Annotated in this window: 19 protein-coding genes and 1 tRNA gene; 1 reads left to right on the top strand and 19 read right to left on the bottom strand. The window is 39.4% G+C overall.

The features are described 5' to 3' along the window. Positions 1 to 15 precede the first annotated feature (15 nt). The 15 genes from smpB to clpP form a co-directional block, all read right to left on the bottom strand. The gene (smpB, locus tag DBT49_RS04315) at positions 16 to 480 is read right to left on the bottom strand and encodes an SsrA-binding protein SmpB (protein WP_013669518.1); all 465 of its coding nucleotides are present in this window, start codon (positions 478 to 480) and stop codon (positions 16 to 18) included. Between the two features lie 21 nt (positions 481 to 501). After that, on the bottom strand, positions 502 to 2,826 hold the full coding sequence (gene rnr / locus DBT49_RS04310) for a ribonuclease R (protein ID WP_111822340.1): 2,325 nt from the start codon (positions 2,824 to 2,826) through the stop codon (positions 502 to 504). A 7-nt stretch (positions 2,827 to 2,833) separates the two neighbouring features. Further along, entirely contained in the window at positions 2,834 to 3,583 is a 750-nt protein-coding gene (locus DBT49_RS04305) for an alpha/beta hydrolase (protein WP_181566501.1), read from the bottom strand. 74 nt (positions 3,584 to 3,657) lie between these two features. Beyond that, positions 3,658 to 3,888 (bottom strand): preprotein translocase subunit SecG, encoded by a 231-nt coding sequence (secG, locus tag DBT49_RS04300; RefSeq protein WP_013669309.1) that lies wholly within the window; start codon positions 3,886 to 3,888, stop codon positions 3,658 to 3,660. 102 nt (positions 3,889 to 3,990) lie between these two features. Beyond that, positions 3,991 to 5,175: a 3-phosphoglycerate dehydrogenase family protein gene (locus DBT49_RS04295; protein WP_111822338.1), complete on the bottom strand. Its 1,185-nt coding sequence runs from the start codon at positions 5,173 to 5,175 to the stop codon at positions 3,991 to 3,993. Beyond that, positions 5,162 to 6,253, bottom strand: a complete 1,092-nt coding sequence (gene serC / locus DBT49_RS04290) for a 3-phosphoserine/phosphohydroxythreonine transaminase (RefSeq protein ID WP_111822337.1) — start codon at positions 6,251 to 6,253, stop codon at positions 5,162 to 5,164. Before serC ends, DBT49_RS04295 begins: the two co-directional genes overlap by 14 nt. 118 nt (positions 6,254 to 6,371) lie before the next feature. After that, positions 6,372 to 7,001 (bottom strand): TIGR01906 family membrane protein, encoded by a 630-nt coding sequence (locus DBT49_RS04285; RefSeq protein ID WP_111822336.1) that lies wholly within the window; start codon positions 6,999 to 7,001, stop codon positions 6,372 to 6,374. Next, a complete protein-coding gene (locus DBT49_RS04280; protein ID WP_111822335.1) occupies positions 6,974 to 7,798 on the bottom strand; it encodes an HAD-IIA family hydrolase in 825 nt (274 codons plus the stop codon). Before DBT49_RS04280 ends, DBT49_RS04285 begins: the two co-directional genes overlap by 28 nt. Next, the gene (locus DBT49_RS04275) at positions 7,798 to 8,400 is read right to left on the bottom strand and encodes a YutD family protein (protein ID WP_064293520.1); all 603 of its coding nucleotides are present in this window, start codon (positions 8,398 to 8,400) and stop codon (positions 7,798 to 7,800) included. The genes DBT49_RS04280 and DBT49_RS04275 overlap by 1 nt, the downstream gene beginning before the upstream one ends. A gap of 167 nt (positions 8,401 to 8,567) precedes the next feature. Further along, positions 8,568 to 9,866, bottom strand: coding sequence for a phosphopyruvate hydratase (gene eno, locus DBT49_RS04270; RefSeq protein WP_064293521.1), 1,299 nt, complete (start codon positions 9,864 to 9,866; stop codon positions 8,568 to 8,570). Between the two features lie 48 nt (positions 9,867 to 9,914). Continuing rightward, positions 9,915 to 10,670, bottom strand: a complete 756-nt coding sequence (tpiA, locus tag DBT49_RS04265; protein ID WP_111872378.1) for a triose-phosphate isomerase — start codon at positions 10,668 to 10,670, stop codon at positions 9,915 to 9,917. A gap of 15 nt (positions 10,671 to 10,685) precedes the next feature. Beyond that, positions 10,686 to 11,882: a phosphoglycerate kinase gene (locus DBT49_RS04260; protein ID WP_013668894.1), complete on the bottom strand. Its 1,197-nt coding sequence runs from the start codon at positions 11,880 to 11,882 to the stop codon at positions 10,686 to 10,688. A 98-nt stretch (positions 11,883 to 11,980) separates the two neighbouring features. After that, positions 11,981 to 12,979, bottom strand: a complete 999-nt coding sequence (gap, locus tag DBT49_RS04255) for a type I glyceraldehyde-3-phosphate dehydrogenase (RefSeq protein ID WP_111822333.1) — start codon at positions 12,977 to 12,979, stop codon at positions 11,981 to 11,983. Between the two features lie 36 nt (positions 12,980 to 13,015). Continuing rightward, complete coding sequence (locus tag DBT49_RS04250) at positions 13,016 to 14,056, bottom strand: sugar-binding transcriptional regulator (RefSeq protein WP_181646010.1); 1,041 nt, start codon at positions 14,054 to 14,056, stop codon at positions 13,016 to 13,018. Positions 14,057 to 14,297: 241 nt separating this feature from the next. Then, on the bottom strand, positions 14,298 to 14,900 hold the full coding sequence (clpP, locus tag DBT49_RS04245; protein ID WP_013669776.1) for an ATP-dependent Clp endopeptidase proteolytic subunit ClpP: 603 nt from the start codon (positions 14,898 to 14,900) through the stop codon (positions 14,298 to 14,300). A gap of 269 nt (positions 14,901 to 15,169) precedes the next feature. Between clpP and DBT49_RS04240 the strand changes: the two genes are divergently transcribed. Further along, positions 15,170 to 15,241 (top strand) — tRNA-Arg (locus DBT49_RS04240). A 288-nt stretch (positions 15,242 to 15,529) separates the two neighbouring features. Here DBT49_RS04240 and DBT49_RS04235 read toward each other — a convergent pair. The 4 genes from DBT49_RS04235 to DBT49_RS04220 all read right to left on the bottom strand — a co-directional run bounded on the left by DBT49_RS04235 (position 15,530) and on the right by DBT49_RS04220 (position 20,355). Further along, positions 15,530 to 16,351 carry a MetQ/NlpA family ABC transporter substrate-binding protein gene (locus DBT49_RS04235; protein ID WP_111822331.1) on the bottom strand — a complete coding sequence of 274 codons (822 nt, stop codon included), beginning with the start codon at positions 16,349 to 16,351 and terminating at the stop codon, positions 15,530 to 15,532. Between the two features lie 333 nt (positions 16,352 to 16,684). After that, positions 16,685 to 18,679 (bottom strand): PTS fructose transporter subunit IIABC, encoded by a 1,995-nt coding sequence (locus DBT49_RS04230; protein WP_111822330.1) that lies wholly within the window; start codon positions 18,677 to 18,679, stop codon positions 16,685 to 16,687. Positions 18,680 to 18,697: 18 nt separating this feature from the next. After that, positions 18,698 to 19,618: a 1-phosphofructokinase gene (gene pfkB / locus DBT49_RS04225; protein ID WP_111822329.1), complete on the bottom strand. Its 921-nt coding sequence runs from the start codon at positions 19,616 to 19,618 to the stop codon at positions 18,698 to 18,700. After that, a complete protein-coding gene (locus tag DBT49_RS04220) occupies positions 19,615 to 20,355 on the bottom strand; it encodes a DeoR/GlpR family DNA-binding transcription regulator (RefSeq protein WP_111862572.1) in 741 nt (246 codons plus the stop codon). Before DBT49_RS04220 ends, pfkB begins: the two co-directional genes overlap by 4 nt. Between the last annotated feature and the right edge of the window lie 118 nt (positions 20,356 to 20,473).

Genomic DNA, 20,473 nt, shown 5'->3' with positions numbered 1-20,473 from the left:
ACAAGAAATAACCTTTTAATATTTTTCTTTCATTGCCCGTTTAATGTCACGCTTCATATCTTTTTCTTTTAAGGCTTGGCGCTTATCGTATTTTTTCTTCCCTTTACCAATGCCGATGAGTAATTTAGCAAAGCCTCTTTTAATATACATCCGTAGTGGGATAATCGCATAACCTTCTTGGCTAACATGCTTAGCTAGGCGATTGATTTCACGTTTCTTTAATAATAATTTTCTTGGCCGCATAGGATCCGGGTTAAAACGGTTGCCTTGTTCAAAGGGACTCACATGCATCCCATAGACCCATACCTGACCATTTTCTACCCGGGCAAAGGAATCCTTTAAGTTTACCTTCCCCTTACGAATCGATTTAATTTCTGTTCCAGTTAAGACAAGACCAGCTTCAATAGTATCTTCAATGATATAATCATGATTCGCTTTGCGATTTGTCGCTACCACATTGTCTTGCTTCTTCTTTGTCACACAGTTTCTCCCCTTTTGTTATCATTTAGCCTTTCGAATAACAAAATTCTTCTTGTTTTTCTGCTTCTTATGCTTTTTCTTATGTTTATTCTTTTTAGCTTTTTTAGAATGCTTCTTGTGTCCTTGAATATTTTTCCCTTTATGATCGGTTTTCTTAGGCTGGGAATTAGTTTTCTTAGTCTTTTTCTCTGGGTTGATAATCTCAAAATCAATCTGTCTAGAGTCTGTATCAGCCTTGACCAATTTCACCCGCACTGGGTCTCCTATACGATAAATATTCCCCGTATGCTCCCCAACTAAGATCATATGTTTATCCACATAGTTATAATAATCATCATCCAAGTTAGAGATATGGACCAATCCTTCAACCGTATTAGCGAGTTGTACGAAGATACCAAACTTGGTCACTGAAGAAATAATACCATCAAATTCTTCCCCAACTTTATCAACCATAAATTCAGTTTTCTTAAGGCTCTCGGTTTCTCTTTCGGCATCCACACTACGCCGCTCTGTTTTTGAAGCTTGATCGGCAGTAACTTCAATGCTTTGACTGAGCTCATCCTTCTTGGCAGGATTGGGCTTGTGGGTGAGATAATAACGGATGAGGCGATGGGCTAAGAGGTCAGGATAACGACGAATTGGTGAAGTAAAGTGGGTATAGTCCTTGGCAGCTAGGCCGTAGTGACCAATTGGCTGGAGGTCATACTTAGCCTGTTGCATACTCCGTAAAGCCATGACTTGGACAACGGGAGCATAACTTTCACCAGCTGCTTCTTCCAGGGTATTTTGCAAATCTTTAGGACTTACTTTGCCGTCTGTTTTCTTCACATGAACCCCTAACGTTTGAGCAAATTCAATAAAGGTCTTCATCCGCTCATCATCAGGCGATTCGTGGATACGATAAATGAACGGCAGGTGGCGCTTAGTAAATTCATGAGCCACGATTTCATTAGCAGCTAGCATAAAAGATTCAATCATCCGTTCAGCTGTTCCACGTTCCCTAACCACAATATCAAGGGGACGGCCTTCTTTATCAACAATGATTTCAGCTTCAGGCGTATCAAAATCAATCGCCCCTCTGTGATGGCGTTTATCGCTTAAAGACTGGTGGAGTGCAGCCATGTCATTAAGCATAGGTAAAAGTTCAGTGTATTTTTCACTTAATTGTTTATCTTTACCCTCTAATAATTTATTAACGTCATCATAAACCATCCGATAGTCCGATTGGATGATGCTTGGCCCAATATGATAATTTATAACCTTGGCTGATTTAGGATCAATTTCCATCAAGCATGACATGGTTAAACGGTCCTGGTTAGCCTGTAAGGAACAAATCCCGTTGGATAAGCGTTGAGGTAGCATAGGAACCACGCGATCAGTTAAATATACACTGGTCCCACGTTTCCAGGCTTCCTTATCAATAGCGCTTCCTGCGGTAACATAATAGGAAACATCGGCAATATGAACACCTAACTCCAGATGGCCATTGCCAAGTTTTCTTAAGGAAATCGCATCGTCCAAGTCTTTAGCATCAGCCCCATCGATGGTAATCGTAAGTAAGGAACGATAATCATAACGTTTTTGAGCCTCCCCTGGGTCAATTTGCTCAGGGACTTCCTCCGCTTCATCAAGAACCTCCTCAGGAAATTCATGAGGAATATCAAACATATTTAAGATAGCGAGAATATCGACCCCAGGAGCATCCTTATGACCAATGGTTTGGATGACACGACCAGTCATTTGTAAGGGCTGGTCGAGAGAAGGATATTCTGCAATTTCTGCGATGACAATTTCACCCTCTACTGGGTGTAGTCCATCACTCAAGACAAAGCAAGTCATCATTTCTTCGCCTTTATTTTGAATCCTTATCCCACCAATATAACCGGATTCGGCTTTTAGCTTATCATTATAAGGAACAAATTCACCGGTCACTCGATTCAAAGCTCTTTCTAGTACCTTTGTAATCGTGCCTTCATCTTTTTGTTCTCCCCGGTTACGTTTAGTCAATTGAACCGCCACTTGGTCGCCATTCATTGCACCACCAGTTTCACCACGGGGGATGAAAATATCGTCATCAAATCCCTCAATGGAAACAAAACCAAAGCCTTTTTGATTTAAAGAAAAACTTCCCTGATAACGTTTGTCTGATTTTTTAGAAACTAAGCCCCCGTTATCAAGAATTTCGATGTCACCATTTCTCTGTAACTGGGCAACTAATTTTATAAATTCAGGATAGTCATCACTGCTATTGCAATTAAACCTCTGACTCCATTCTTGTATCGTTAAGGGGGTCGCTTCTTTTTTTACTGCAGCGACCAATTGCTGACTGACTTGGTCTATATTCATATATGTTTTACACCACCTGGTTGAGAAATTTGATTAGTGCTTGTTCAAATGCTTGATGGGCTTTGCCAACGGTAATCACATGGCCACTATCTTCAAAATGGGCTAAGGTCACCTGAGCATTGGGCATAGCTTCTTTCAACAGACGACCACTATTATCACCGACAAGTTCATCTTGACCGGCTTCGGCGATGAAGTAAGGTTTAGTGATTGTCCCTAGTTGGCTATGCATGGAATTGTTAAAACGATTGATCTTCTCTAGGGAAAGAGAGAGGTCCGCTTCAATGTCCTTTAATTCCGCTTCCAGAGCCTCTCCACTAAAGCCTTCCTTTTCTTTGACATTTCTAGCCATGGCCATAAAAGCCTTTCCTACATTCGTTTCTTCAATGTTTGTAGTCATAATAGGCGTACAGAAAGAGCCAGCTGCTATAAATTGACTCTCTTCTTCAATAAATAACTTGGTGGCAATAGAACCACCCAAAGACAAACCAAAGACCGCTAGCTTGTCATAGCCTTGGCTGTTGATAAAGGCTAAAGCTTGGCGAGCATCCTCGATCCAATCACTTGGATCTGCTGCTAAAATATCTTCTACGCGTCCAGTGCCATGACCGGTTAAATTATGACAATAGACTGTATAGCCTTCACGATTCAAAGCCCGCCCTGTCATTCTTACATCAGCTGTGCTTCCTGTATAAGCATGAAATAAGAGGACAGCTACTTCATTATCGCCGGTAAAATAAAATGATTCTTGCTTTTGCATAGAGGTCCCTGATCTTTCTAAGATTGACATTTTTCTATAAAAAAAGCTGGGATAAGCCCAGCACTTTCCTAAAACTAGGAAGATAATTTTGCTAACACGACAGCAATTATCATAAAGGCAAATCCTAGAACGCTAATAATGCGATCCATGGCCGCGTCAAAACCGCGGGCCTTTTTTCCATTCATTCCTTGGTCCATTGCGCCTGTGATATTGGCACTGGAACTTGTTTTGGCTGGGGAAATAATCACTGCTAATATCAATAAAATACTAATTACAATTATTGAAATAAGTAATATATTTTTCAAAAGTTTCCCTCGTCTCTTCTACTAGGTTTCTTAGCAATGGTAACATAATAATCATAGGGACTCAAGGAAAAAACTATTTCGTCTCAGCAGGACAGCTAGTCATTATTTATCATGAGGATTTTGAATCATACGAATCTTTTTAATCCCTTTAACGCTTCTAACATCTTCCATAAAGGTATTGACTTTGCTTAAAAGATCATCCCCACTCACATCGACTAAGGTGTAAGCATAATTTCCTCGACTCTTATTGATAATTTTTTCGATGTTAATATCTTCATCTGCTAGGTAACGAGATATCCCAGCCACCATATTAGGAATGTTTTCATTAATAATGGACAGACGTAATGGCGCATTGAAGGTCATTTCCACATTGGGGAAGTTAACAGAATTCTTGATTTCGCCACTTTCCAGGTAATGATTTACTTCTTGGGCCACCATCAAGGCACACTTTTCTTCAGATTGTTCGGTGCTTGCTCCTAAGTGAGGAGTCATAATAAAGTCCTCCCTACCTGCCAATTCTTCAAAATAGAAATCACTAGCAAAGTATTTCACCATGCCATTTTCTAAGAAGGTAAGCATGGCTTGGGGATCAACTGTTTCTTGACGTGAATAGTTAAGAATAATCGCTCCTGTTTTAACCAGAGAGAGGTTTTCAAAACCAATTAAATGGTGGGTTTCTTCTGTATAGGGGGTGTGGATGGTGATGTAGTCGGATTGTTGGAAAATATCTTTCACATCATCACAATAAGACACTTTTTGGTTAATTTGCCAAGCATTTTTCACTGAAATATAGTTATCATAGCCAATGACATCCATACCTAGTTCAATTCCCGCATTAGCGACCCGAGCGCCGACATTACCTAGGCCAATAACTCCTAAGGTCTTGCCCATTAGCTCTTGACCACGGAACATCTTCTTTCCGGCTTCAACTTGCTTGTGGACATCTTCCCCCTCTAAGCGATTGATCCAATGTTCTGCTTGAAAGACATTGCGAGAGAGATTAATCATCATAGCAATAACCAGTTCCTTAACCGAGTTGGCGTTGGCCCCCGGTGCATTAAAGACAACAATCCCCTTTTCACTACATTCATCAACAGGAATATTATTTACCCCCACGCCTGAGCGCCCGATTGCTTTTAGTTGAGACGAAAAGTTGTAGTTATGAATATCGCTACTGCGTAAAATAAGAGCATCCGGCTCTTGGTCATTATTAATTAAGTAGCCTTGTTTACGTAAATAATTAAGCCCTGTTTCAGCGATATTGTCTAAAGTATTAATTTTTTTCATGTTTAACCTCACTTTCAAAATCCTTCATGAATTGGACTAAGGCATCCACACCCGCTTCAGGGAAGGCATTATAGATGCTTGCGCGCATCCCACCTACAGAACGATGACCTTTCAAATTAATAAATCCCTTCTTCTTGGCTGCTTGGATAAATTCTTGGTCGATATCAGCATCTTGGCTGGTAAAAGGAATATTCATAGGTGAGCGATCTGATGGAAGAACCGGGTTAACAAAGATTTCTGATTGATCAATGGCTTGGTAGAGTTTAGCGGCTTTTCTTTGATTGATTTGGTCAATAGCGGCTAAGCCCCCCTGATTTTTAATCCATTCCAGAACTAAACGCATCACATAAATAGAGAAGGTTGGTGGGGTGTTGTATAAGGAATGCTTGCTGGCATGGGTTTTATAGTCTAAATAAGTTGGAATTACTTGACCATTATCCTCTAATAAATCATCACGGATAATCACTACACTGACACCAGCTGGTCCAACATTCTTTTGCGCCCCCGCATAAATCAAAGCAAATTGAGAAACATTCACGGGGTGGCTAAGGAAGTCCGATGACATATCAGCGACTAAGTTTGAGCTTTTCGGATCAGGATAATTTCGGAATTGGGTTCCCTCAATAGTATTGTTACTGGTGATATGAATGTAATCATAGTCACTAGAATTAAAATCGGTTAAGAGGGGTAATTTTTGGTATTGATCGTCTTTAGAAGAGGCTAGAATAGTAGCCTTACCGGTTAATTTTTTAGCTTCTTGATAGGCCTTCTCACCCCAGCTACCACCAATAAGGTAAGCCGCTTTACCGTTTTTTAATAAGTTTAATGGAAGTGCTGAAAATTGCAAGGTTGCACCACCTTGCATAAATAACACTTGATAATTGGAAGGGACAGCTAATAATTCTCGAATTAAAGATTCTGCTCCTTCAATGATCTCTTGAAAAGAGTCTGATCGGTGACTCATTTCCAAAACAGATAAGCCTTGACCATGATAATCAACTAAGTTCTCCTGAACATTTTCCAATACTTCTAAGGGTAAAGTTGCCGGTCCGGCAGAGAAATTCCACACACGAGTCATTTTTAACACGCCTTCCTATATAAACTCTATGATTGTTTCATGATTTTTCTTACCAATAAGTATAGCAAAGACTAGAAAAAAAGCCTATTTAATATTTAAAGGAAAAATAAAAACCAGCCTACTTTTCGAGACTAGTTTTTCCTAAACGATAAAAATAATAAAAGGCCCCTTCAACCAGAACCACCACCAAAATAAAGCAAGCCAAAAAGAATGTCTCTGGCAAGATTTCAATCACTGGATCAAGCTTGGGATCAAAGAGCCAAGCGTCATTATTGAATAAAACTTGGTGGAATAGAACAAAAACCTGGTCAAAAAATATAAGAAAGAGCGGTATTAATAAAAGAGGTAAGACCATTAACCCCTTCATGGGTCGATATAAATAGAAGTAAGCCTGGTTAGTTTTTACTTTTTTTAGGAAGCGAGCGGATAACAGACCACTGATTAATAATAAGATATATAGGATTTGAAATAGCCGCTTGACTTCATAAAAATGAAAGATCCCTTTTGGACTCATCGGAAAATGCTGTAAGGACAAGTGTTCAATCCACGGGAAATTGAGGTAAGCAATAATACGATGGTAGTCCTGGAAAATCTCCAACCATGATAAATCAACGACTTGATTGACCTCTTCAAGATATGCACTCAGATAATAGAGTGGGGTAAACCAAATCGTGAAGGTAATCGCTCCACACAATATAAAAAGCACCAGGCTGCTAAGTCCTAAGTAAAATCGGATATTTCTTGCCATAATTTTCCTAATTCCTCATAATCTTTAACGATATAATCTGGCTTAGCAGAAAAATCTTCTAAGTCTTCTTTATGATGGACACCGGTCTCAATTAATATCGCCGGCATATCCATACGATTTGCCGCTAAGATATCGGTGGTTAAGTTATCACCCAGCATGGCCACTTCATCGGCTTGAAGACCTAACTTAGCTAAGGCACCGGACATAATCAATTTTTCTGGTTTGCCACAAACCATGGGACGCGTCCGACTTACCTCACTGATCATACGACCTAGTGAGCCAGCACCGGGCACAAATCCTCGTTCATCTGGAAATTGTATATCCGGGTTAGTTAAGTAAAAATCCGCCCCTCTTTGGACTGCAATAGCTGCTTGAGCGAGCTGGTCATAAAAAACACTTTGATTCAAGCCTACGACTACTAGGTCAATCTGCTGATCAATATTTGTTCTTAGTTCAAAGCCTAAGTCACTGACACTCTTTTTAAGAATTTCACTACCAATAATATAAGCGGCCTGTTGGTGATCGACCTGGTGGTAAGCGTCTTTCAGAGCATAAACTAAGGCATCTACACTACTATAAACCCTTTCTGGATCAACCAAGATATGGTGTTCTTTTTCTAGGAAAGCTTGGACTTCTTGGTGGGACCTCATGGAATTATTGGTTAAAAATAAAAAGGGCGTTTGACTAGTAATGAGTTTTTCAATAAATGCTTTAGCTCCCTTAATTGAACTTTTCCCACGATAAACCGTTCCATCCAAATCAATCAATAAGCCTTTTATCTTCTTAGCTTTTCTCATCACTTTTTCCTTATTTTAAACGTTTTTTTATCAGTTACTTTAACAGCATTGGCTTTACGACTGGAATTTTTCTTTTTCACCGAGAAGCGCTTACCCACTGTCTTCGTTTGTTTTTTAGAAGCTTTTTTATGATTATTTCCTTGGTTATTATGACGACTATTCCTTCTCTTCTTGCGCTTAGAATTTTGATTATTCCGTTTACTCTTCAATTGGCGATTACGTTCATTTATTTCTTCTTCACTACGCAGGTGCTTTAAAACAAAATAATCGCAACCAAAACTACAATATTCATACAAATAATCATCTAAAAAAGAAATTTGCTGGTCAATACTGGTGTGGGGTAATTTATCTTCATAAAAACCCTTCAAACGCAATTGTTGGAAACTCCAATCGCCCACCACATAGTCATAGCTATCCAAAATATCCATATAGCGGTTAGCTAACTCCTGCTTATCGATGCCCGCTTCAGCATCCTTAACCACTTGAAAAGCTTGGCCATTGATTAAATAGCGATCATCAGCCTGTTGGATGACATCAGCAAAAATATAATTGTCGCTCTTACGTTGTTCTATCCAAGCTTGGCGGTCTTCTGTTTGAGACATTTAATCCCTCCTTGTTCCCTGGAATCATTAATTTCTATCTTAGCACACTTTATTTAACACGAAAAGCCTCTTAGTTTTCAAGAAGTCTTTCCCCATTAGAGTAAAAATAAAAAGGTGGGAGCGACCCACCTTATTAATTAAAAACGTTTTTAAATTTACTTATTGGATTATTTGCTTAAGTTGTAGAATGCATGGATTCCTTGGTATTCAGCAGTTTCACCAAGTTGGTCTTCAATACGTAGTAATTGGTTGTATTTAGCCATCCGGTCAGTACGTGATAAGGAACCAGTCTTAATTTGACCAGCGTTGGTTGCTACAGCAATGTCAGCGATGGTTGCATCTTCAGTTTCACCAGAACGGTGGGAAACAACGGCGGTGTAGTTAGCACGTTTAGCCATTTCGATGGCGTTGAAGGTTTCAGTTAAGGTACCAATTTGGTTAACCTTAATTAAGATTGAGTTTGCAATGCCTTCTTCAATACCACGTTTCAAGTAGTCGGTATTAGTTACATAGAGGTCATCACCAACTAATTGTACTTTATCACCGATACGTTCGGTTAATAATTTGAAACCTTCCCAGTCATTTTCATCCATACCATCTTCAACAGAGATGATTGGGTATTTGTTAACTAATTCTTCAATGTATTCAACTTGTTCAGCAGCAGAGCGAACAGCAGCGCCTTCACCTTCGAATTTGGTGTAGTCATATTTTCCATCAATGTAGAATTCAGAAGAAGCACAGTCTAAAGCGATAAAGATATCTTCACCGGCTTTACGTCCAGCAGCTTCGATCGCGTCAATAATGGTTTGCAAAGCGTCTTCAGTACCTTCAAAGCGAGGTGCAAAACCACCTTCGTCACCAACGGAAGTTTCTAAACCGCGGCCTTTAAGAATGCCTTTCAAAGCGTGGAAGGTTTCAGCACCCCAACGTAAAGCTTCTCTAAATGAAGGAGCCCCTGCAGGCACAATCATAAATTCTTGGAAGGCAATTGGTGCGTCTGAGTGAGAACCACCGTTAACAATATTCATCATTGGAGTAGGTAAAACATGGGCATTGAATCCACCTAAGTAGTTATACAATGGCACGTCTAATTCATCAGCAGCAGCATGAGCAGCAGCAAGAGAAACACCTAAGATAGCATTAGCCCCTAATTTACCTTTGTTCTTGGTACCGTCTAAAGCGATCATTGCTTCATCAATACCTACTTGGTCAGTAACTTCCATACCAACAATAGCTTCAGCAATCACTGTATTAACATTTTCAACAGCTTTTAGGACACCCTTACCTTCATAACGATCTTTGTCGCCATCGCGAAGTTCAACCGCTTCATGTTCACCAGTTGAAGCACCAGAAGGTACTAAACCACGGCCGAATGCGCCTAATTCAGTATATAATTCTACTTCAACGGTTGGGTTACCACGGGAGTCCAAAATTTCACGAGCATGGATGTTAGTAATTAATGACATAGATTTTATCTCCTTTTATCTAATTAATTTTATAATCTATTTGATGAATTATTCTGCAGCATTAACTAAAGCAAGAAAATCGTCGACTTGAAGACTAGCTCCGCCTACTAGGGCGCCATCAATATTTTCTTGAGCTAAGATATCTTTTACGTTAGCAGGTTTCACTGAACCACCGTAGAGGACACGAACAGCGTCACTAGCTTCTTGGCCTGCAACTTCAAAAACAACGTCACGGATATGGCCACAAATTTCTTCAGCGTCTTCTGGAGAGGCGGTTTTACCGGTACCAATTGCCCAGATAGGTTCATAAGCAATGACACTCTTAGCAATTTCTTCTTGGCTAAGTTCTTTTAAGGCTGCCTTGATTTGTCCAGTGATCCATTCTTTGGCAATACCTTCTTCACGTTGCTCTAAGGTTTCACCGCAACAAATAATTGGTGTCATACCATTATCGAAGATTGCTTTAGCTTTCTTAGCAACATCTTCATCGCTTTCGTTAAATAATTCCCGACGTTCAGAGTGACCGATAACCACGTAGCTCGCTCCTAGATCAGCTAAAGCTAAAGGTGAAATTTCTCCAGTGAAAGCCCCACTATTTTCATAGTAGCAGTTTTGAGCACCAACTTTAATGTTAGTGCCTTGACTTTCAGCGAGTAAGCTTTGAACGTATAGAGCTGGTGGGCAAACCAAAACTTCAGCCTTTTCGTTACCACTTAATTTAGCTTTCAAGTCTTCAATAAAAGCTTTTGCTTCACTAGCGGTTTTATTTAATTTCCAGTTTCCGGCAATTAAAACTTGTCTCACTTTGTTCATCCTTCCTTATTTTTCACTTAACGCTTCAACACCTGGTAGAGGATTACCTTCTAAGAATTGTAAAGAAGCTCCCCCACCGGTAGAAATGTGTGAGAATTTTTCTGCAAAGCCTGAATTCTTAGCAGCTGATGCAGAATCTCCACCACCAACAATAGTAATGGCATCGTCAAGGTCAGCAACCGCTTTACATACGGCATTGGTACCAACGGCAAATTTTTCCATTTCGAAGACACCCATAGGGCCATTCCATACGACCGTCTTGGCATCTTCTAATTGTTTAGCAAATAATTCATTGGTCTTAGGACCGGAATCCAATCCTTCCCAACCTTCAGGAATGGCATCAGCAGCCACTACTTGCGTATTAGCGTCATTTGAAAAGTCATCGGCAACGACAACATCTACTGGCAGGTAAAGTTTGTCACCAGCTTTTTCCATAATTTCTTTAGCTAATGAAACACGGTCTTCTTCTAACAAGGAGTTACCCACTTCATAACCCTTTGCTTTTAAGAAGGTATAAGCCATACCCCCACCAATAAGCACTTTGTCAGCCTTATTAAGTAAGGATTCGATCACGGCAATTTTATCGGAAACTTTAGCCCCACCTAAGATAGCAACAAAAGGTCGCTTAGGATTATTGACTGCATCCCCTAAGAAGTTTAATTCCTTTTCCATCAAGAAGCCAGCTACCGCATGGTCAACATTAGCAGAAATACCAACATTAGATGCATGGGCACGGTGAGCGGTCCCAAAGGCATCGTTAACAAAAATACCGTCGCCTAATGAAGCCCAGTATTTACCTAATTCAGGATCGTTACCGGATTCTTTCTTGCCATCAACATCTTCAAAACGGGTATTTTCAAAGAGTAAGACTTCCCCGTCATTTAATTGGTCAATAGCTTCTTCTAACTCTTGTCCCCGAGTAGCAGGAACAAAGACTACTTTTTGTCCTAGGAGTTCTTCTAAGTGTTTAGCGACTGGAGCAAGGGACTTGTCTTTTTTATCTTCTTCACTTTTGACTTTGCCTAAGTGGGAAAATAAGATCAATTTCCCTCCTTGCTCAATCACATATTTAATGGTTGGTAGGGCTTGGACCATCCGATTATCATCGGTAATTTCTCCATCCTTCATAGGGACATTGAAGTCAACCCGCATTAAAATCTTTTTACCTTGGACATTAACATCTTTTACAGTTTCTTTTGCCATATTCATTTCTCCTTTTTCTATCACTTAGAAAAAAGGCAGGGAGCGTCTGACTCCCCGCCTTTACATGGATAGACGCTTTTATTAAACGTTAGCGTTTATTATAACTTAGCGAAGTATTCTAAGGTACGTACTAATTGTGAAGTATATGACATTTCGTTGTCATACCATGCAGCAGTCTTCACTAATTGCTTACCGTCAACGTCCATAACTTTAGTTAAGGTTGAATCGAATAAGGAACCATAAGTCATACCTACAATATCTGAAGAAACGATTTCATCTTCGTTGTAACCGAAGGATTCATTTGAAGCAGCCTTCATAGCAGCGTTAACTTCTTCAACGGTAACATTCTTTTCAAGAACGGTGAAGAATTCTGTAATAGAACCAGATTTAACAGGTACACGTTGTGCGGAACCATCTAATTTACCATTTAATTCTGGTAAAACTTGTCCAACAGCTTTTGCAGCACCGGTAGTGTTAGGAATAATGTTTTCTGCAGCGGCACGTGCACGACGGAAGTCTCCCTTACGGTGTGGAGCATCCAATGTGTTTTGGTCCCCTGTATAAGCATGGATAGTAGACATTAAACCTTCAACAATACCAAAGCTCTTGTTTAAAGCATCTGCTAAAGGTGCTAAACAGTTAGTGGTACATGAAGCACCAGAAATAACAGTTTCATCCCCTGTTAAGATTTCGTGGTTGGTGTTGTAAACGATAGTTGGAATATCTGCTCCACCTGGTGCAGTAATAACAACTTTCTTAGCTCCACCTTTTAAGTGTAGTTCAGCTTTTTCTTTTGATGCAAAGAAACCAGTAGCTTCTAGAACAACTTCTACACCTAAGTCACCCCAAGGAATTTCAGCTGGGTCTGGATGAGACATAACTTTAACTTCTTTACCGTTTACTTTGAAGGCGTCATCTAAAACTTCAATTTCACCATTGAAACGACCATGAGTGGTGTCATATTTCAATAAGTGAGCTAACATTTTTGAGTCAGTTAAATCATTGATTGCAACTACTTCTAAACCTTCAACATCTTGGATACGACGGAAAGCTAAACGTCCGATACGTCCAAAACCATTAATACCTACTTTTACCATATTAATAATTTTCCTCCTTCGGAAATAAAAATATTTTTAATGAGTTTCCTCATTTAAAACCTGATTACTTACCCCTAAATCTGTCACTAAGACAAAATTAAAGGGTGCGAGTTTTGCAAAAGCTTGAATGGCTTTTGCTTTAGCACGTCCGCCAGCAATTAGAATGGGATATTGAATATCCTTTATTTGATCTAATTGTAAACCAATACGGGGCATTTGATAAACTATTTCCCCCTCATTGGTGTAAAAACACCCGAATGCTTCACCAATAGCTCCTTTAGCAAGGATTTTATCAATCAATTCTGATGAAAATCCCCGTCTTTGGGCCATGATTCTAGCATCGCCAACACTAAATAATAAAGCATCAGTCCGCTTTAAAATATTTAATGTAGCTTGAATGGAGGGCTCTTTTACCAATAAGTCTCTCGTTTCTTCAGTAAGAACATCAGGGACGTAGAGAGAATTAGTGGTCCCGTTTAAGCGGTGTGCGAGTTGGTCACTAATTGTATTTGCCTGAATCGCCACCGAATCGCCCATGCCACCACGGGCAGGAACTATCGTAAAATGCCGATTCTTAGTTAAAACTTTACGGTTTAAGCTTTTAGCAACCTCGAGTATTGTCGAGCCGCCTGAAACAGCCACCGTAATGTATCCTTCTGGCAAAGTATTGGCTAGATAGTTAGATAGGAAAACCCCTATTTGCGCCAAGGTACTATTTTCTTCATCAAGATTACTCTCAATAATATGTACCTCATCGATTCCTAGTTGCTTTTCTAAGCGTTGTTCCTTAGCAAATAAACTAGAATCTTCATGGAGCATTTCACGAGCAAAAGCTAAAGCTTCCTCACCCTTAGCGGTGATAACCATTCCATTTCTAGTGGAATCTAGTAACCCTTCTTTTTTAAGGATATTTGTTTCACGCCGGAGTGGTCGCTCAGTCATGTCTAACTTCTTTGCCAAAATTTGGCGACCAATAGGTTGAAAGCGTAAGACCATTTGTAAAATTTGCATCCTTTTTTTAAAGAGGTCTTCCAATTCAGGAACCACTTTAAGGATTCTACTGTAAACGGCTTTCATGACATTCAACTTTCTATTGCATGGACTTTTATTGTCCGTCATGCCTTTTTTTGACCAACACAGTGCAAAAAAATTTGAGCAGTTCTATCTGCTATTCATTTTTCTACACTAGTAGTATAACAAGAATATCATGCAGCCGCAAGCATTTTGCAGTGAAAATCCAAATTTTATAAAACCGAGTGTACTTACTTAAGCTACACTCGGTAATCATTCTGTATATGTCTTGTAAGGCTTTAAGATACTATTCTTGACCTTTTAGTCCTTGGTTAGAAGCCATGATTTCATCAATGATGCCATAGTCCTTAGCTTCTTTGGCAGTCATCCAGTAATCACGGTCCATATCTTTTTCTACTTTGTCGATATCTTGACCAGAACGTTCAGCAATAATTTCTTTTAAGGTTTGCTTGGTTTGTAAGATATGACGAGCTGAGATTTCAATTTCAGTGGCTTGACCTTGAACACCACCTAAAGGTTGGTGAATAAGCACTTCAGAATGCGGTAAGGCATAACGTTTCCCTTTTGTGCCGCCAATTAATAGGATTGAGCCCATAGAAGCTGCTAAACCAGTAACTATGGTTACAACATCGGCATTAACAAATTGCATAGTGTCATAAATTGCCATCCCGGCAGTTACTGATCCCCCTGGACTATTAATGTAAATATAGATATCTTTATCGTTATCTTGAGCATCTAAAAAAAGTAATTGGGCAATAACACTGTTTGCCATATCATCATTAACTTCTCCACTGAGCATAATAATACGGTCTTTCAGTAAGCGTGAATAAATATCATAAGCGCGTTCGCCACGAGGTGATTGTTCAATCACTGTAGGTACTAAATTCATTTAATTTCCTCCTTTTTCAACTTCTTATTCATTATAACCTTAATAGTCAATATAGGTCAATAGATAAACTTATGGCACTTTTCCTGGGAAAATTGATGATAATTTGACATTACTGCCTTTCAGACAGTATTAGGCTAGATTTTTTACTAGCCTTTATCTGATTTTGCAAGTGAGGCTATTATAGTAAGACATCACCGATAACAGCAATATTTTTTCAAGAAAGTTCTTAACAAAACTATGCTATTTGTGCTATAATACATTTATTGCTTGCACCCATAGTGTAATGGATATCACGTAAGATTCCGGTTCTTGAGATGGGGGTTCGATTCCCTCTGGGTGCGTAATAAGAAATTTTTGATTCATACGAATCTTAATTTATAACAAATATATGAAGAGCAAGGCTAGCAAAGGCCTTGCTTTTTTTTGATTGTAAGAAGCTAGATACAAATCAAGATATAGTCTTGTGTAATTGTGTCAATTATTAAAATGTTAAAATATAAAGTAAGCAATCTGTAGGTATCTCTGAAGCAAGGTGTTTATCTGCTTACTTGATTAATCAAACTCCTTATAATAAAAAAGACCTATCCCCTATCAGAGGATCAACCTTGATAAGGATAGGTCTTTATTAACTATTCTTGGCTTTCCCAAATTGGGATACTTGAGCCATTACTTTTTTCATCGATAATTTTAGCGACTTCAGGGGTTTGATAGTACTTCACAATTTTTTTGTATGTCTCATTGTCCTTATTCTTTTCATCGACGGCAATGACATTCCAATAAGGCTTAGAACTATCTGTCGCCTTTTCTAAATAAATGGAATCTTTAGTTGGGACGAAGCCTGCGTCGGCCGCCATATCATTATTGATGCAAGAAATCGTTACATCATTTAAGGCACTAGCTGTTTGATTAGAATCCAAGGTAATGAATTCTAGATTCTTAGGATTTTCAGTGATATCCTCAACCGTTGGCATGAGCCCTTTATCTGGGTTTAACTTAATTAGTCCTGCTTCTTGAAGCAGTAAGAGTGCCCGACTTTCATTTGAGACATCATTAGGTACTGCTACCTTGTCACCCTCTTTGACTTGATCGATGCTTTCAATCTTATTGGAGAAAACTCCCATTGGGTTAAGGGTGGTATATCCAATCGTAGTGTTGTGGTAACCAGATTCTTCATTCATATTGTCCATATAAATTTCAGTTAAGGCAGCGTGCATATCAATTTCATTATGCTCTAAGGCTTCAATGGGCATCCGATAATCAGTAAATTTTACCAATTCAAGGTCAATGCCTTCCTTTTCCTTCAATTCATCCTTTAAGTAATCCCATTCGTCATTTTTCTCACCAACGACCCCTACTTTTACCGTTTTATCACTATCAGTATTGCCAGATTGACAAGCCACTAGGGTAAAAGCAGCTAATAGGGCCATTAGGCGTAAAATCCATTTCTTCATTGCAATTCCTCCTACTATTTTACTCATAATGAGCTGACCCTTATATTTTACTAATTAAAGCTTGTTATGACAATGTTCTTAGCCTTATTTAAAAGTATTCATCGATGATCTATAACAACTATCATAAGAATAAAAAAAGCTGCACATTCCGTGCAGCGACTTAAAGATTCTTAAATATAACTGAGTTGAGTTGTGTAAAAAAGTTATTAAGAAGGTAAGAATCTTCAATAGATAAAAGTATATCATAGATGAAAACTAGCGCCAACCAGTCTTTTAGTAAATTAATCATTTCATAAAAAAGTCCCTGTGTTAAGACACAAGGACTCATTTAAATTATTCAGCTTTTTGAGTTTTATCGCTCGATTTAGCGCGACTTAAAGAGACATTAAGGAGAAAGCCACCAATAAGTCCGCCGATTAGCCATGCAAGTAAGTACATTAGACCATTAGTTACCCCACCAGCTAAGACTGCAAATACACCACCGTGAGGAACGTAAGAAACACAGCCAAAGAACATGCTTAAGGCTCCGGCAATTCCTGAACCAAGGGCTAGTGGTGGAATCACGTGTACTGGGTCTTTAGCAGCAAAAGGAATCGCCCCTTCAGTAATGAAGGCAGCACCCATCACATAATTGACATAGGCACTATTACGTTCTTCTTCAGACCATAGACTCTTTTGCAGGGTTGCAGAGATACCAATGGCTAATGGTGGAACCATACCCCCACACATAACGGCTGCCATCACGTTAGATCCTGCACCAGCTGATGCGGTGACTAAAGCAGTACCAGTAACATAGGCGGCTTTATTAATCGGACCACCCATATCGATAGACATCATCGCTCCAACCACAAAACCTAAGATAATGGTCATGGAAGGTGGAATACTATTGATAAGGCTCATTAAGCCGTTCATCACTGCGCCCATTGGTCCATTGATCACAAAGAGCATCAAGAAGCCCATAATCAATACCCCAAGGACTGGGTATAGGAAGATCGATTTCATCCCGTTTAAGGATTTAGGTAACCAGGCAAATAGTTTTTCTAGTAACCAAACAATACCGCCGGCTAAGAAACCAGCAACCAAGGCGCCAAGGAAACCAGAAGAAACCGAATTTTCAAAAATTCCAACTCCAGTAAAGGCAGCAAATTTACTTGGTTCCGCACAGATACCACCGATAACCCCGATAACTAAACCGATACGGTCTGCCATGGAATGACCGATAAAACCAGCCAACATAGGTAGCATCATGGCAAAGGATAAGTTACCTACTGTATTTAAGGCTTGCGCAATTTGGTTGTAATCATCAGCGGCTGGATCAGCAGAAGTAATCCCCCAGAAGAAAGACAAGGCAATTAAGATACCACCAGCAACAACGAATGGTAACATATGAGAAACACCATTCATTAAGTGCTTATAAGCTAAACGGCCTAATGTTTCGCCATCTGAACTCTCTTCTTCTTCAGCATTTTGACCTTTCTTAGCATGATAGATTGGTAGCTTATCATTGGCTGCTCGTTCCACTAACTGGTCAGCTTTGTTAACCCCATCACCAACAGGAACAATAATGATTGGTTTGCCATCGAAACGAGCCATTTCAACTTGTTTGTCAGCAGCAACAATAACAGCTGTCGCTTCTTCAATATCTTTTTTGGTTAAGCGGTTTTCTACCCCACTTTGACCATTAGTTTCAACCTTAATCCGGTAACCAGCGGCTTGTCCGGCTTTTTTCAAGCGTTCTTCCGCCATATAAGTATGGGCAATCCCAGTTGGGCAAGCGGTCACGGCAACGATATATACATCATTATCAGTATCAGTCTTATCCGCTTCAACTGGTGCAGCTTTGGCTTCACCAGTTTCTTCTGTTGCTTCTTCACTTTCATCATGAGCCTTGATAATTTCTAGGACTTCATCAGGACTTTCTGCTTTTAGTAAAGCATCTTTGACTCCGTCTTTTAACAAGACTTTAGACAATTGCGCTAAGGCCTTCAGGTGTTCCCCACCGCCCCCTTCTGGAGCAGCAATCATAAAGATTAATTTAGCTGGTTGACCGTCAAAGGATTCCCATTCAATTCCTTCTGCGCTCCGAGCAAAAATAATAGCAGCTTCTTTGATTGATTCATGTTGAGCATGGGGAATAGCAATCTCATCACCAACGCCAGTAGTGGATTGAGCTTCTCTGGCTTCTAATTTTTCCACATAAGCCTCAGCATCACTGACGCCTCCACAATCTGAGAAACGCTTAGCTAGATGGACTAGGGTATCTTTTTTACTTTCAGTTTGTAAGTTGAGATCCATAGCCTCTTTGACAAATAAATCAGATAATTTCATTGCTTTGAATCCTCCTTTTTAATTTTCTTTCTTAACGACAATTTGATCAACTAATTCTTCAACTAAGTCCTTCGTCGTAATGCCAACGGAAAAGGCTGTTCCTGACCCAGTAGCTGCAGCGATTTTTAATGATTCGGCATAGTCCTTACTTTCAACGTAAGCACTTATAAAGCCCGACAACATGGAATCGCCAGCTCCTACAGAATTTATAACCTTTCCTGTAGGCACATTGGCCCGGTAGATATCCCCTCTTTCAGTAAGCAATAAGCTCCCGTCGCCACCCAGAGATACCAAAACATTTAAAGCCCCAGCTTCCTGTAAGGCCTTGGCATATTTTATTAAATCAGCATCTGATTCAATCTGAGTTGCGAATAATTCACCAAGTTCCTCACGGTTAGGTTTAATAATAAAAGGTTTATATTCTAAACAGGCTTTTAATAATTGCTTATTAGAATCTAAAACAAAATTAACTTTTTTTTCTAAGCATAATTTAGCAATACTGATATAAGCTTCTTCATCCAATCCAGGGGCGGCATTACCTGCTAGAAAGACCGTATCATTTTCTGTCAGTTCTTTATTCAGGTAGGTCATTAATTCCTGGAATTTATCAGCATCGACTTTTGGTCCTTGGGCATTAATTTCGGTTTCTTGTGGGCCTTTGAGCTTCACATTAATCCGAGTAGGCTGGTCAAGCTCGATAAAATGGGTATTAACCCCTTCGGCTTCTAATTCATCAATAATAAATTGACCAGAAAACCCACCGATAAAACCAGTGGCAATATTTTCCTTACCTAAACGCTGGAAGACGACTGATGCATTAATCCCTTTACCACCTGCCACATAGTGGTCTTCATGGGAGCGGTTTAGGTCACCTAATTTTATATCATCAACTTGCATTACTAAATCCACAGCTGGATTAAAGGTAATGGTATAAATCATTGAGATACCTCCATAATTTTCATATAGTTTTCATATTTTGAATTGCTCTCATTAGTTAATAAAATAGCTCGGTCTAAGTCACAGACGTGACAGAAAGTACTTTGGTCAAATTTACTTGCATCAGCCAAGATATAACGGTAACGACTATGGTCAATTGCCGCCTTCTTAATTTGTGCTTCCTCAATGTCAGGTGTGGTATATCCTGTATCAAGATCAATGCCATTCATTCCTATAAAAGCTTTATCAAAGTTAAAAGATTGAACTTGAGATAAGGCTATGCCACCGATCAAGGTTCCCGTACTTTCTTTAATTTCACCGCCCACAACAATGGTGTGGATCTGTGATTGATAGAGAGCTTGGGCAACTTCCAGGCCATTAGTCACAACAATAATTTCCTTATTAATAATCCAGGGAATCATTTCAATCGTCGTGGTACCAGAATCAAGATAAATCGTGTCATGATCAGCAACCATTTCTCCGGCTAATTTTCCAATGAGTTGTTTTTCTAAAACATTCACTTGGCTTTTCTCGGATAAGGAAGCTTCCACATTACGTTGCTGAACTCTTTTGGCTCCACCATGAATACGTTCTAATTTCCCAGCCTTTTCCAAACTATCAAAATCTCTTCTAATGGTTGATTCAGAAACAGCTAACTGTTTTGATACCTCTTGAAGATTTAAGATAGGGACTTTGGTTAAGGCTTCCATAATATACTTCTGCCTTTCTTCGGTAAGCATAATCTCCCTCCCTCCATTAATTGAAATCGTTTTCTCTTTTAACATAGGATATTATAAAGGAAATCCAGCTGTTAATCAATCATTTTCTTTCATATTCTATCAAAAAGGGCCAATTTTT

The sequence above is a fragment of the Aerococcus mictus genome (genome assembly GCF_003286595.3).
GTDB classification, from domain to species: domain Bacteria; phylum Bacillota; class Bacilli; order Lactobacillales; family Aerococcaceae; genus Aerococcus; species Aerococcus mictus.
The sequence above is the reverse complement of the archived record's forward strand: the minus strand, read 5'-3'. Positions and strand labels throughout refer to the sequence as shown.